The organism is Sediminicola luteus (genome assembly GCF_002514735.1).
GTDB lineage: Bacteria > Bacteroidota > Bacteroidia > Flavobacteriales > Flavobacteriaceae > HQA918.
The window spans coordinates 346060-361234 of sequence record NZ_NBWU01000001.1; the positions used below are offsets into that span (position 1 = coordinate 346060).

Sequence of the window (15175 nt, forward strand, 5' to 3'; positions counted from 1 at the left end):
AACCCCTTAGGGATTATGGCATTTTCAAATCCTCAAATTTTCAAATCGAACCAAAATTTTTAAAGCCTTTTCCCTTACTAAGGCCTAGGCTTTTTCTTAGGCGATTTTACGGTTTTACCTCCTGGGGCCATGGTATTGGTTATTCCACTGAGAATGGATTTCCATAGATAATTGCCTACACTTTTGTAGGGATCCCGTTTAAAATGCATTACAGCCACCCTAGCTTTTTTCTTTCGGGTAGGATTGGCTTTTTTCACCAGAGTATTTACCGCCCAGCTTAAGAACTTATTCTCTTCCAAAGAATTCACCTTGAACACATGGGCCTCGAGATCGTGGTACAGCATGATCATACTGCCTTGCGAGGCCGTGGCATTGGCCGTACCCTTAAAGGTCATTGAGTCGAGGTCGCCCTCAAGTACTTTTAACCCTATGGCCGGGAAGAGGGCCGAATCGAACAGACATAATTGGGCCGCACCCAAACTACCCCTAAAACTAAAATCGTGATAACCCTTTTGTAAAGGAAACTCCATATATAGTTCTAAAGGGGCCTTTTGCATCAATACCCCATCCAAGTTCAATCGCATAGGCGTTTGGGCCAATGGGGTGATAGTGGTAATATGGTTTAGCTCGGCAACTATTCTAGAAATATCAATCGTAAGCAAGGTATCGCGTTTGGCCAATTTTTCTTGGATCAACACCGAGGCATTTTGAACCTTCACCTTTTCGATCCTAAGCGAATCTGTCATTTGTTGTAAGGCCAAATGCGGTAGTTTTTTTGTTTTCGCGGCATGAAAGGGTTTGCCTTTGTCTTTATACAGTTGCAATTCCAGGTCATGGATACCGATACTATCTATATACACCCCGTGGCCCCGAACCATACGGGCCAATTGAAGCCCGTGTACCTTGAATTCCGGTAGTTTTACATGCACTACATCCTTACTGTTCGGATACAGGGCCGCCATTTCTTGGTTCGACTTTTGCGGATCTATAACCAAATCCTTTACAAGTAAATCGCCCTTGGCAAAATCATACACCAATTCTGAGAAACCGGCATTGTAATGCATACGGTCCATACCCACTTGAACCGCCCCGATTTTCAACTGCTCTTGAAGGGAGCGCATGCGAAAACCATCGGCATCATTGGGTATGATTTCAAAGCCGCTCGTTTTAATATCCAAGGGGTCGTTTCGGAACAGGTAGCTACTATCACGTAGGTCCATTACCGCCAATTCCAAGGCTTTAAAGCGAATTTGGTCTACCCGCACCCCTTGCATTTTACCCAAAGGTATGGCGTCTAGATCCAGGCTCCCCGTTTTCTTATCCGCCTTTTTAAAATTACCATTGCGATACGTTTGGATCTGCAAGCCATCGAAAAGCAATTCTTCGACCTCGATCTTAGACTGGATAAGGGCTTTAAGGATATGAATACCGCTTATGCGTAAACTGCGCATACGAATATCGGTCAGGGCCTTAGTTCGGGAAGTAACACTGTCAAGGGTTTCCGTTTTGGGATGTATGACCACATCGTCTACCTCCAACAGCCCGCGCAGCAAGCGAAAGCGTACTTGACCGACCTCGGCGGAATACCATCCGGAGGGGTTTTCGACTATAAAATCCGTGAGCTTCTTTTCGAGGGTACGCGATACCAAGGCATTGACCGCAACTAGCACTAGTACCAGTACGAGCCCCCCGAGCAACCAAAATTTCTTGGAAAGTTTTATGGCCATGATGTTGGTTTGGCCTAAAGATAGCCATTCTCTTCTTTCCAATGTACAATTAGGTAATGTAACGATGTACCCGTGTAACAATGAAGCAATTTGAAGATGTACCCATTTGAAAATGGAGCTGGAAATTGTTTAATCCGGATTCCAAAGTTCCAAAATAGACGAAATCATAGAGAACTCCCTCTCTGGCGCCTGCTTATATAGACATGCCCTCAACCCTATACAAAGTCATACGACTTTTGATATTAGACACTGTTATCTTTTGGTATTGGACATTGTATACGATCACCGTATATTGCCACAAACAAACCTTACTTTATTATGAAGAGACGCAGTTTTGTGACCAAAACGGCCTTGGGGAGCCTAGCCACAGTGGTTGGAGCCGATATCGTTTTTGGCAACCACCTTCCCAAAGGTTATACCCCCCTTGGGCTGGATACCGTTGATCCGTATAAGGCTTTTGGCAAGCACCCCGATATGAAGGTGTTGAACGACCGCCCTTGGAATATTGAATCGCAAGCGCATCTTTTAGACGATAAGGTAACCCCGAATGCTTCTATTTTTATTCGGAACAATGGGGTAATGCCCGAAGATATCGATGTGGGCAGCTGGACGATTACCTTCGATGGGGAATCGGTAAAGCAATCGAAAACCTATAGCCTGCAAGACCTGAAAAGTAAGTTTACCCAATACACCTACCAGGCTACCTTGGAATGTGGCGGTAACGGAAGGATCGAGTTCGACCCACCGGCCAAAGGCAACCAATGGGGCTTGGGTGCCGTATACTGTGCCGAATGGACCGGCGTAAGACTTCGCGATGTATTGGAAGACGTAGGTATAAAGGACGATGCCGTTTATATTGGATATCATGCGGCCGATACCCACTTGAGTGGCGACCCTAAAAAAGAACCTATTTCGCGTGGCTGCCCCATGAGCAAAGCCCTACAAGACGAAACCCTCCTCGCCTTTAAAATGAATGGGGAAGACATACCGTTGGCACACGGACACCCGGTACGCTTGATCGCTGGCGGATGGCCGGCTTCGGTATCCGGAAAATGGATAACCGGTATCAGTGTTCGTAATAAAGTACACGACGGTACCAAAATGACCGGTTCGGCCTATAGGGTGCCCTGTAAACCCGTAGCACCCGGAACCGAAGTTACCGATGAGAATATGTGCATTATTGAATCGATGCCTGTAAAATCGTTGATTACTTATCCAAAAACTGGGGGGCGCCTGGCCAAAGGGAAACCTTTGCATATACGGGGCCATGCCTGGGCCGGGGAATATGAGGTGGTTAAAATGGAGTACTCTATAGATTTTGGCGCCTCTTGGACCGAGTGTACCCTATCTAAACCCGCTAATCGCTTGGCCTGGCAACATTTTGAAGCTACGGTAAACTTCCCGGCGGAAGGTTATTATGAGGTATGGGCCCGTGCCACGGATAGCAACGGTAAAAAACAACCGATGTTGGTACCCGGCTGGAATCCCAAAGGCTATTTGAACAATGCCTGTCACCGTATTGCGATCAAAGTAAAGGCCTAAGATGGAAAATCCTTTACAATCGCTGTTGCAAAAACTGTACGGACTCTTATTGGGCTTTTTTGCCATTTTAATAGCAGCCGGGGCTTTATTGGTTTATGTAGCCACTAGTCCCGACCCTTTTGGTATGAATACCCCCGAGGTGGTGATCGCCGAAACGGAAACCGAAGAAGTTGTAGATCCCGATTTAATTGAAAACGGAGTGCATGTAGCCTCAGGTTTGGTGGAGGGCGAAGGTTTGATGACCGTGGTACAAAACTGTACCAGCTGCCATTCAGGAAAGCTGGTAAGCCAAAACCGTATGAACCGGGAAGCTTGGAAACATACCATTGAATGGATGCAGGAAACCCAAGGCCTTTGGGATCTGGGCAACAATGAAGTGATCATTCTCGATTACCTCAGCGAATATTATGCCCCGGTACACCACGGCCGTCGCCAAAACCTAACCGATGTGGCTTGGTACGATTTGGAGTAGTAGCTAAGATTTAGTTGTTCTAACACAAATAAAAATCCCGTCAAATGGCCTTTGACGGGATTTTTCGTATCAACTAAAACCTAATAGAACCAGGTATGGGTCTATTATCTTTTTATATCTTAAAAGTCATTACCGGAATCTTGGAATGGTTGGCAATATCTTCACCTATGCTTCCCATAAAGAAATGCAACAATCCTTTACGGCCATGGGTTGGGATAGCGATCAAATCGGCATTGGTCTTTTCACTGAACTCCAAAATCCCTTTTTCAATGGTATAGTGATTGTAAATCTCAACTTCTTGTCCGTTATGTGCCAAATTCTGGAATTTGGAGATACGATCGTAGGCATCTGAAGTACTTAAAAAGTCATCGCCTGGAGTATTAATGAAAACCAAGTTCATCTGGGCATTTAACAATTCGGCAAAAGCCTTGGCCTTTTTATAGGCTGGCAAATTTTCTTTTTGGAAATCGCAGGCAAAGACCATTTGTTCTACCTTAAAATCGTCCCAGTCGTTTTTGATCACCAATACCGGGATATCCATATTACGTACCACCTTTTCGGCATTCGAACCTATAAAGAGTTCCTTTAAGCCGTCGGTACCATGTGAGCCCATAATAATAAGATCGGCCCCTTGTTCCTTGGCCACTTCATTGAGTTCGTTGAACACCTTAAAGTGTTTGATAATCGGTGTAACCTGTACCCCTTCTAAAAAAGGTTTCTTTACAAAATCGCTGAATCTCTTCTCTGCCAATTTTATCAAAAACAGCATTTGTTGATGCTGGTTAACCTCTGAAGAGGAAATAAAGGCTTCGGATAATTCGAGCATATGCAAGGCCAAAATCTCGGCATCGTGCCTTTTGGCCAAAGAAGCAGCCACTTTTAGGGCGTATTCCGACTGCTCGGAAAAATCTACGGGTACGATAAACTTTTTCATGGTATTTGGGGGAATTTAAGGGTTGAACAATCTAGTTAACATCTCATTATATGGTCATGGAAAACAATTTGGTCTCCGGTTTGTTCCGGTGCAAACGCAAATCGAATGCCATGCAAATATTCCTGATAAAAGGTTTGCCACTTTCAAATACTTCGATCCCATCGGCATGTATTCGCAACAAACCATCGGCTTCCATTTCGGTCAATCGCGACAGTATCTCGGGCATTTCTTCCAAATAGCCAACGCCAAAGGGCTGCCATTTCGTATGAAAATGACACATTAAATTCAATACATGGCGGCGTATAACCTCATCTTCCTCCGTTAATAAATGCCCACGGTAGACCGGAATGGTTTCTTTCTCCAACAGCTCGTAGTATTCCTCAATACTTTTTACATTTTGGGCGAAGCCGTACCAACTATCGCTGATACTGCTCACACCAAGTCCGATCATTACTTGGGTATTCGATGCCGTATAGCCCATAAAGTTGCGGTGTAGGGCATCGCGTTCCATAGATTGATGCAGGCTATCGGTAGGTAGGGCAAAATGATCCATACCGATCTCTACATAACCAACTTCGGCCAAGAGGGCCTTGCCATGTTCGTATTGGGCCCTTTTCTCATCGGGTTTGGGCAGATCTTCGTCTTTATAGCCCCGTTGGCCGTTCCCTTTGATCCAAGGTACGTGGGCATAACTATAAAAAGCCAGGCGATCGGGCATCAGCTCTTGGGTCTTTCGGATGGTTTGGTCAACGTCGGTACGTGTTTGGAATGGTAGGCCGAAAATAATATCGTGACCCACTGAGGTGTACCCGATTTCCCTGGCATTATTCGTTGCTTCGGCCACCTTTTCAAAAGGTTGGATCCGATTTATAGCTTTTTGAACGGTAGTATTGTAATCCTGGACCCCAAAACTTACCCTACGGAACCCCACATCGTACAGGGCTTGTAAATGCTCTCGGGTCGTATTGTTCGGATGACCCTCAAAACTGAATTCGTAGCCCTCGGCACGATCGGCATTTTCGAACAGACCATTGATCAATCGGCCTAAATTCTGCGGACTAAAAAATGTCGGGGTGCCACCACCAAGATGCAATTCCTTGATACGGGGCCTTTCCGGAAGGGCATTCACATATAAGGCCCACTCTTTTAACAAGGCGGTGATATAGGGGTCTTCTACCTCGTGGCGTTTGGTAATACGTTTATGGCACCCACAAAAGGTGCACATGCTCTCGCAAAAGGGCAGATGTATATACAAACTGATGCCTTCGGTGGCATTGCTCTCTTCGAAGCCTTTTACCAAACTCTGCATCCAGCCTTGGCCCGAAAACGAAGGCAGGTGCCAATAAGGCACGGTAGGATAACTGGTGTAGCGGGGGCCCGCCACATTATATTTTTGAACTAAACTGCACATAATACCTGAATGACGCTCCAAAAGTAGAAGAAGGCCTACCCAAAAAATATGACAATTGTCAGGTTTGACCCGTAGCAGGTATGCAGCTTATCGAAAAAAACTACAGCAACCCCTTATTTTACAGGGTTTTGCCCCATTTCTATACTGAGCAACCCACCAGCCTTTAATTGTTCATGGGTAAAGGTTAAATTCGTCAACTCCACCCCATTTAAACTGGCTTTTTGCACATATTTATTCTGGGCACTGTTATTTTTGACTTCGATTTTCAACTGCTTATCACCGGCCAAGGGCAAGGTAACCTTATCGAATAGGGGCCTGCCTACCAAATATTCTGGTCTACCCGGTGCCATTTGATAAAAGCCCATGGCGTTCATCACATACCAGGCCGACATTTGTCCGCAGTCTTCATTACCGATAATACCTCCGGGCTCGGTGGTGTAAAACTCACGCAAGATATAATCTACCTTTTCTTGGGTTTTCCAGGGTTGGCCCGCTTCGGTATAAAAATAGGCGATATGGTGGCTAGGCTCGTTCCCGTGGGCATATTGGCCAATAAGCCCGGTAATATCGGCACTGGCCCCATCGCCCGTAATCTCTGAAGAAGTGGTAAACAGACTGTCTAATTTAGTGGTAAAGGCTTCCTCAGACCCGAACAACTTTACATAACCGGGGGTATCGTGGGGCACGAACCAACTCCATTGCCAGGCGTTACCCTCTACATAATCGGAATGTTCGTGATCGGAGTAGTTGGGATCGAAGGGGGTACGCCAACTACCGTCGGCATTTTTGCCCCGCATAAATCCGGTACTGGCATCAAAATATTTTTGATAATTGAGGCCGCGTTCCAAAAATCGTTCTACCAGGGCATCGTCGCCATTCGCTTTGGCGATTTGGGCGATACACCAATCGTAATAGGCATTTTCGAGTCCGTAGGTCACTGAGTTCCCGATTTTGTCTGATGGGATATGTTCCCCTTTATTGATATACCAATTGTGCTTGGTCATTACCCGTTCGCCTCGGGGTTCTTTGATCTTGGCCAGGGCCGTGGTATCGTAGGAAGCACTTACCAAAGCCGCCTTTAGGGCCCTTTGCGGGTCTACCCCGGGCAGATTCTTGGTCAAAGCATCGGCCAAATTGGCCACGGCGGGGTAACCTACCATAGTACCCGTGTAGTTGGAAGCCAAGGGCCATTTAGGTAAAATACCGCCCTGTTCGTATTTTAACAATAGGTTGTTGGCCCAATCGGCGGCCAAGTCTTCATCCAATATGGTCATTAAAGGGTGTTGGGCCCTAAAAGTATCCCAAAGGGAGTAGACCGTATAGTTCATTTGCCCTACTGGAGAAGTATGGATCTGTTTGTCCATGCCGCGATAGCGACGGTCTACATCCTGATAGATCATCGGCGCCAATTTGGTATGGTATAGGGCCGTATAGAAAATGGTCTTAATATCGGAATCGTCGGTTTCTACATACACTTCCTGCAAGGCATCGTTCCATTGCTTACCCGCTTCCTGGCGTACGCGATCGAAATCCCAATGGTCTAGCTCGGCCTCCAAGTTCTTTTGGGCCCCGGCCACATCGACCATAGAAATGCCCACTTTTAACAGCACAGGCCCTTCGGAGGTTCCGAAATCGAGATAGGCATCTACATTTTTACCTTCATACAAGCTTTTCGCTCCCACAGAAACACTATCTACCATGGCCTGGGTTATGCTAAAGGGTTTAGAAAACTTGGCATAGAAATGTACCGGATGATCGTAGGCCCAACCTTGTGATACCTTGGTTCCCTTTAGGGTGGAATCGTTGACCACCTCCATGGTATTGGAAACGTTACTGTGTCCCCAATTCGCTTGAAGTATATGGCCTAGATCGAACAATAGCTGCTGTTTTTCGCCAGTAGCATAGGTATACTTATGCATCCCGACACGAGTGGTGGCCGTGAGCTCGGAAGTTACCTTATAATTATCGAAAGCCACTTTGTAATAGCCGGGTTCGGCAGACTCTTGGGCCTTACTGAAGGCAGCCACAGGTTTTTCACTGGGCTCCCCGGTAAAGGGCAACACCAATACATCGCCCAGATCCCCTATTCCCGTACCGCTTAAGTGGGTATGCGAAAAGCCATAGATCAGGCTATCGGCATAGTGGTAACCACTGGAAGCCTCCCAGCCCATTAAATGGGTATCGGGACTCAATTGTACCATACCATAAGGTACTACGGCACCCGGGTAGGTATGCCCATGAAAGCCGGTTCCGATAAAGGGATCGACAAAGGCCGTTAAGTCTTCGGTCGGGGTCACCGGGTTCGCCTTTTTATCGCTGCCCGAACAGCCCACCATAAGCGTTGCCAAACCCCATAAGGACAAGTAACCTAATATTACATTTACTTTCATAGTATCGTTTATTCTTTTATTGAAAAACTTGCTTCTAGTTTAAAGTCTTGGGACGATTCGCCAATGGCCAGATTAAAGTTTCCGGCCTCGGTTTCCCATTCTTTCTTTCGATTGATCAAGGCCAACTGGGCCGCATCTACTTCAAAAACCACTTCTTGCTCTTGTCCGGCCCCCAGATGGATGCGATCAAAACCACGCAACTGCCATTCGTAAACGGTAACCGAGCTCACTTCGTCATTGATATATAATTGAGGTACCACATCACCGGCCCTATCACCTGTATTTTTCACTTTGAAGCGTACTTTTAAACTTCCGCCTTGGGTAGTGAGTTTGTTTTCCAAACGTAAATCGGAAAAAGCAAATTGGGTATAACTCAATCCGAAACCGAACGGAAAGAGTTCGGTTACTACCCTGCTTTCACCCGTACCATTGGGACCATCTTTGGCCTGCCCTCTTTGTGAATCGGGTTTGTACGGAAAATTAAAAGGTACCTGACCCACCGAACGCAATACGGTTACGGGTAGCTTTCCGCCCGGATTATAATCACCGAATAGTACTTCTGCAATCGCCTGCCCACCGTACTTACCCGGAAACCAAGCTTCCAAAATAGCTTGGGCTTGCCGATTGGCATGGTTGATGGTTAACGGATGCCCATTGAGCAAAACCACGATTATGGGTTTACCTGTCGCTACCAAGGCATCTAACAACTCTTGCTGATGGCCAGGCAGGTTCAGATCGGTACGGCTTAGGTTTTCGCCCACCATGCTTTCGTCTTCCCCAAGGCAAACGATAACCGCGTCGGAAGTTTCGGCTTCCTGTACCGCTTGAGCGATCTTGGCTTTTTCAGTAGCATCAAGGGGTACATCAAACACCTCGGAATCGGGCCAATTTTTATTTTTCAGGTCAATGCCTTCGGCATAGGCCACATTTACCTTTCCTTTCAAATAAGCGGAAATTCCGGCATAGGCCGAAATGACATCGGTACCCAAGGCCCCATACCTACTAATGGAGGCCGAGGTGTTTTTGGCCATGGGGCCACAGACCAGAACCTTGTCCAATTTGGCTACATCCAAGGGTAAGGTTCCTTCTTCGTTTTTCAACAAAATAAGTGACTCCCGTGAGGCTTGCAGGGCCAAAGCCTGATGTTGGGCCTTACCCACGACTTTTGCGGCTCCTTTTTCATCGCGATAGGGGGCATCGAACAAACCCTCCTTGAACTTAACGTACAACACATCGGATACCCGTTGATCTAAGGTAGCCTGGGTCACTTTTCCTTCGGCCACCAATTCGCGTAAAGGGGCCACAAAGTTCTTCGGATGGTTAAAGGTGGTACGTACATTGAGCCCAGCGTTAATGGCCTGGCGCACGGCGTCTTTATAACTTTCGGCCACGTGGTGCTTGTTGTATAGATAAGCTACGGCATCGCTATCGGAGACCACATAACCTTTAAACCCATAGGTGTCGCGCAATAATTCCGTTAAAAAATAAGGACTACCGGTAACCGGCTCGCCATCATAATCGTTATATGAACTCATAACACCCAACAAATCGGTCTCTTCTATCACCCGTTTAAATGGGGCCAAATACATTTGATGCATGTCGCGCCAGCTAATATGGGGGTCTAGTCGTACGTGCCCATCCCGACCTCCTTTGGGTGCCGAGTAAACCGCATAGTGCTTTAGGGTGTTGGCCAAGCCGTTTTCCTGTATACCTTTAGAAATATTCACCCCATATTCCCCCACCAAAAAAGGATCTTCACCAAAACTTTCTACAATACGCCCCCAACGTTGGTCTCGGGCCACATCCATTACCGGGGAATATATATTGTGATAGCCCAAGGCATAGCCTTCGGCGCCGATTACCTGTCCGGTTTTATAGAGAAGTTCCGGATGCCAGGTAGAGCCCATTCCAATCTGGGCCGGAAAAGAGGTCGATTTATAATGGTTCAAACCGCGGATTCCCTCATTGGTGAATTCTACGGGGATACCCAAACGGGTCTCTTCTACAAAGAATTTTTGAATCTGGTTCAAGGCCCAGACGTGGGAATTGTACGGAAACTTGTACTGGGCATCGACATAGACCCCGTTGGAAGGTTCGTCTATATTGGCCAAACCATCTTTCCATAGCTCATTTTTCCAACTCGGGGCCGGTAATTCATCTTTAGCCACCCTGCCATACCCGTATAAAGTGACCAATTGCATGGTTTTTTCATCGGTGGTCATTTGGCCCAACAAATCGGCTACCCGGGCATCGATAGGAGCTTTAGGATCTTCATAGACATCCTTTTTCCCATTTTTATTGAAATCGACCCACCCTTTTTTATACATTTTACCTGTCTGGGCCAAGCCATTGGTACCCATCATTAAAACGACGATAAAAAAGAAAGATTTCCAGTATTTATCCGATTTCCATTCGATCATAGTAAACACATTTGATACGGTTATGAAGTCATTTAAACTTTTACCATTTGTTAAAAGTTTAAACCACTTCAATTTGTGGCAAACCTGCCACTCTGTACACCTTATGGCAGTAAGGTAGGCATCCCCTAAGGCAACCACCAAATTTTTGGCTTAATACCTTGGGTTGGTATACGAACAGAGGCCATGGACTTATCAACTCCTAAAGAAGCATGGGTTTTTACCCCCTTTGATAACGAAAACTGTTTTCTAAAAAAAAGGAATATCGACGGGATTAAACCCTACACCCTTCCACAAGGTCTATTCAGGGGGACATTTTTTTATAACCCAAGATTTTATGTAATATCACATTTAAATTTAGATAACCACCATGCAAACCTTTTTCAAAACCCTAGTCTTCTTTACCTTTTGTGTAGTTTGGCATCCGGCCACAGGGCAGTCCGATACCCCACCGAACATTATCTATGTACTGGCCGATGACCTCGGTATTGGCGATGTGGCCATTTTTAATGCAGATGGAAAGATCCAAACCCCTAACCTAGACCGCTTGGCCACCGAGGGCATGCGATTTACAGATGCCCATACCTCATCATCGGTATGTACCCCTACCCGATATGGTATATTAACCGGAAGGTATAACTGGCGAAGCCCCTTGAAACAAGGTGTCCTTACCGGAATTTCCAAAGCTTTGATCCCGAATTCAAGAACCACAGTGGCGTCACTATTAAAACGCAAAGGCTACCATACCGCCTTTGTTGGTAAATGGCATTTAGGTTGGGACTGGGCCGTAAAAGAAGGTTTAGAAGCCAGTGGTAGCGGATGGCAGCCCAAAGACACCGATTGGATCGACTTTACCAAACCCATTACCAATGGACCAAAAGACCTTGGTTTCGACTATTCCTATGGGCATTCGGGCTCCTTGGATATGGCTCCTTATGTTTATGTAGAAAACGGTATACCCACCCAAGCTCCTAAAAAAACTACCGTTGACAAAGGAAAATATACCTGGTGGAGACAAGGCCCGACCAGCGACGATTTTATACATGATCAGGTTACGCCCCACTTTTTCGACAAGGCCATTTCCTATATTGATCAACAAGAAGGCAAGCAGCCCTTTTTTATGTACTTGGCCCTACCATCGCCCCATACCCCCATTTTGCCAACAGCCGAATGGAAGGGTAAAAGTGGCCTGAACCCCTATGCCGATTTCGTAATGCAGGTCGATGCCCATATGGGCGACCTTATGGCCGCTTTGACGAAAAAAGGTATGGCCGAAAATACACTGATAATCTTTACCTCGGACAACGGATGCTCTCCCCAGGCCGATTATAAGGTCTTGGCCGAAAAAGGACACGACCCCAGTGCTATTTATCGCGGACATAAAGCCGATATCTTCGAAGGCGGACACCGGGTGCCCTTTATTGTACGCTGGCCCCAAAGGGTTGCCGCCAACTCGGTTTCTGAAACCGTAATATGTACCACCGACCTTATGGCCACCGTAGCCGATATCGCTGGTTTGGAATTAGCCGATACCGAAGGGGAAGATAGTTTTTCCATGTTGCCCCTACTCGATACCAAAGCCAAAGGCAAATACCAAAGGGGCAGTACCATACACCATTCCATTAACGGAAGCTTTGCCCTGCGTAAAGATGAATGGAAATTGGTAATGTGTCCCGGTTCAGGCGGATGGAGCGCCCCAAAACCCAATGCCAAGGAAATTGCCGAGCTACCCGAATATCAATTGTACAATTTGGCCACCGATCCGGGTGAAACCGAAAACCTGTTCGAAAAAGAAACCCGGGTAGCCGCCAAAATGACCAAAGAGCTCTTACGCATCATTAACAAAGGGCGTAGCACCCCTGGCAGCAAACAGGCCAATGACCCTAAAACCGACGGCAAAGCCTGGAAACAATTGGAGAAAATAAGTAAATAAAGGTTATCTGAACCCTATAGTTACAAATACCCTCATCCCCCAAAATGCTTCGGGACAGGCTAACCCCTTTCCCGCTGAGCGGGTTGCCTTGTAATAATAATTTTCAAGCTGATGGGGGCCAAACCAAAAGCTTGTTCTCCATAAACATGGCTTTTCACCAAAAAACTAGGTACTTCAACCGCTTTACAAAATAATAATGCCACCCCTTTGCCGTTTGCCATTAGAGTAACGTACATTTACATCCAAAAATTTACAGAAAGATGACACTACTTCTTATGGCAGGCGGCTTTGGTAGCCGATATGGTAAACTAAAACAGTTCGACGGATTCGGACCCAACGGGGAATTCTTGATGGAGTACAGTATGTACGACGCCATCCAAAATGGTTTTACCCATATCGTAGTCGTAACCCATAAAGACAGTGTCGAAAAAATACAAAGTTACCTTAGGGAGCGTTTACCCGCCCACGTGGCCTTAGACGTAGTGCCCCAGGTAATTGAAGACGTACCAGCCGGTAGCACCTATGACCCAGACCGTAGTAAACCTTGGGGAACCGCCCATGCCGTTTGGGCTGCCCGCGATGTAATCAAAGGCCCTTTCGGGGTATTGAATGCCGACGATTATTATGGTCAACAGGCCTTTGCCGAATCGGCCGGGTTCTTTAACGATACCTCCCATACCAATAACTACGCCTTGGTAGCCTATCGTTTAGACGAAACCTTATCTACCCATGGTTCGGTTTCCCGTGGGGTAAGCGAAACCGATGGCAATATGCTGAAACAGGTTACCGAACGTTTAAAACTGGTGCCTTTCGAAGGACAGGTTAAAGACGAAGAAGATGGTACCCTATTCAAAGGCGACGAGCCTGTAAGTATGAACTTTTGGCTGTGCCGTGCCAATATCTTCGACTTTATAGAAAAGCGTTTTACTGAATTCCTAGCCTCTTCGGAGTCGGAAGGGAAAGGAGAGATTTACCTGCCCAAGATTGTTCAAGAAATGCTAGATGCCGAAATGATCGGGGTGGCCGTAGTGCCAAGTAATAGCCAATGGTTCGGGGTAACCTACTCAGACGATAAGGAATTCGCCCAAAAAGAATTGGCCGGAAAAGTAGATAAAGGCCTATACCCATCGCCACTTTGGGGGTAAAAAACATGGGGGCCGATCGCCATAATCGTACCTAAAAACCTATAATCTCGAGTATCGAGTATGGAACAAGAGAAATTGGAACAGGTTCTTTCCGCTTTTATTAAGCTAGAAGGACCTGTTGTATTTAGTACCCTTTCCCAAGGATTGATCAACGACACCTATCTGGCCCAAGATACGGCCAACGACAAAGGCTATGTACTACAACGCATCAATGCCGGGGTTTTTGAAAATATAGAAGGCCTTATGGCCAATGTATCCAAGGCCCTTAAACGTTTACATGGGGAAGGTTACCATAAAATAGCTATGGGAGAGACCCAGGATGGGCAACCTTTTCTAAAAAATGCGGCCGGCTATTGGCGGGTCATGGATTATATAGACCAGAGCACGGCCTACAACACCAGTTCCGATATCGAGATCGCCCGTGAAGCCGGACGTATCGTGGGGCGTTTCCACGAATTGATGCAAGCTGCCGATCCGGAAGATTATGTAGCTACCATTCCGCAATTCCACCATATGCCCTTGCGGGAACAACAGTTTAAGCATGCCCTAAAAAATGGGCTGAAAGACCGCAAGCTAAAGGCCCAGACTGCCATTGATTTTGCGCAACGCACCTTGCCCTTGGTTACCGACCCGGTATTGCAACAGCTGCCTTTACGACTTTGCCATAACGACACCAAGCTTAACAACATACTATTTTCCAAATCGAACGATAAAGCCCTTTGTCTTATTGATCTAGACACCCTTATGCCTGGGCTCTTTCTGTTCGATTTTGGCGATGCCATTCGAACGATTGCCAATCCGGCCGAAGAGGATTGTCGCGATCTAGACCAGATCGTATTCAATAAACCCATGTTCGAGACCTTTGTACAAGGTATGGCACCCCATCTCGGCTTTTTGACCGCGGCGGAAGTAAAGACCATGGCCCTAGGTGCTATTTATATGCCCTTTATTCATGGGCTTCGTGCCTTGACCGACTATCTTTTGGGCGATGTGTACTATAAAGTGGCCTATCCCGAGCAAAATATAGATCGCTGCCATAGTCTTTTCGCCTTTGCCCAACAAGCACTGGACCATAAAGCGTTTATGGAAAAAACGATACAAAGATCGTTTTCAAAATAACGGCTGACTTCCACTAAAAAAACGGCAAGTCGTACTAAGATCTTGGCATAGTAAAATTGGTCGATGTCGTATATTACACCCAAAA

At 46.5% G+C, this 15175-nt stretch carries 10 protein-coding genes; 5 read left to right on the forward strand and 5 right to left on the reverse strand.

The genetic code is table 11. The features are described from left to right. Positions 1–77 precede the first annotated feature (77 nt). A complete protein-coding gene (locus B7P33_RS08320; protein WP_097441517.1) occupies positions 78–1727 on the reverse strand; it encodes a hypothetical protein in 1650 nt (549 codons plus the stop codon). A gap of 318 nt (positions 1728–2045) precedes the next feature. Between B7P33_RS08320 and B7P33_RS08325 the strand changes: the two genes are divergently transcribed. Further along, positions 2046–3269 (forward strand): sulfite oxidase, encoded by a 1224-nt coding sequence (locus B7P33_RS08325; RefSeq protein ID WP_097441518.1) that lies wholly within the window; start codon positions 2046–2048, stop codon positions 3267–3269. A 1-nt stretch (position 3270) separates the two neighbouring features. Further along, positions 3271–3741 (forward strand): monoheme cytochrome C, encoded by a 471-nt coding sequence (locus B7P33_RS08330; protein ID WP_097441519.1) that lies wholly within the window; start codon positions 3271–3273, stop codon positions 3739–3741. 112 nt (positions 3742–3853) lie between these two features. Here the strand turns inward: B7P33_RS08330 and B7P33_RS08335 are convergent, their stop codons facing one another. From B7P33_RS08335 to B7P33_RS08350, 4 genes are all read right to left on the reverse strand, one after another. Then, complete coding sequence (locus B7P33_RS08335) at positions 3854–4675, reverse strand: universal stress protein (protein WP_097441520.1); 822 nt, start codon at positions 4673–4675, stop codon at positions 3854–3856. 46 nt (positions 4676–4721) lie between these two features. Beyond that, on the reverse strand, positions 4722–6086 hold the full coding sequence (gene hemN / locus B7P33_RS08340; protein WP_097441521.1) for an oxygen-independent coproporphyrinogen III oxidase: 1365 nt from the start codon (positions 6084–6086) through the stop codon (positions 4722–4724). Positions 6087–6199: 113 nt separating this feature from the next. Further along, positions 6200–8476 (reverse strand): GH92 family glycosyl hydrolase, encoded by a 2277-nt coding sequence (locus B7P33_RS08345; RefSeq protein ID WP_097441522.1) that lies wholly within the window; start codon positions 8474–8476, stop codon positions 6200–6202. An 8-nt stretch (positions 8477–8484) separates the two neighbouring features. Further along, the gene (locus tag B7P33_RS08350; protein ID WP_216359369.1) at positions 8485–10896 is read right to left on the reverse strand and encodes a glycoside hydrolase family 3 N-terminal domain-containing protein; all 2412 of its coding nucleotides are present in this window, start codon (positions 10894–10896) and stop codon (positions 8485–8487) included. A gap of 367 nt (positions 10897–11263) precedes the next feature. Between B7P33_RS08350 and B7P33_RS08355 the strand changes: the two genes are divergently transcribed. From B7P33_RS08355 to B7P33_RS08365, 3 genes are all read left to right on the forward strand, one after another. Beyond that, positions 11264–12826 (forward strand): sulfatase family protein, encoded by a 1563-nt coding sequence (locus B7P33_RS08355; protein WP_097441523.1) that lies wholly within the window; start codon positions 11264–11266, stop codon positions 12824–12826. A 260-nt stretch (positions 12827–13086) separates the two neighbouring features. Continuing rightward, complete coding sequence (locus B7P33_RS08360; protein ID WP_097441524.1) at positions 13087–13971, forward strand: nucleotidyltransferase family protein; 885 nt, start codon at positions 13087–13089, stop codon at positions 13969–13971. 60 nt (positions 13972–14031) lie between these two features. Further along, entirely contained in the window at positions 14032–15090 is a 1059-nt protein-coding gene (locus B7P33_RS08365) for a phosphotransferase enzyme family protein (protein ID WP_097441525.1), read from the forward strand. The last annotated feature ends 85 nt before the right edge of the window (positions 15091–15175 follow it).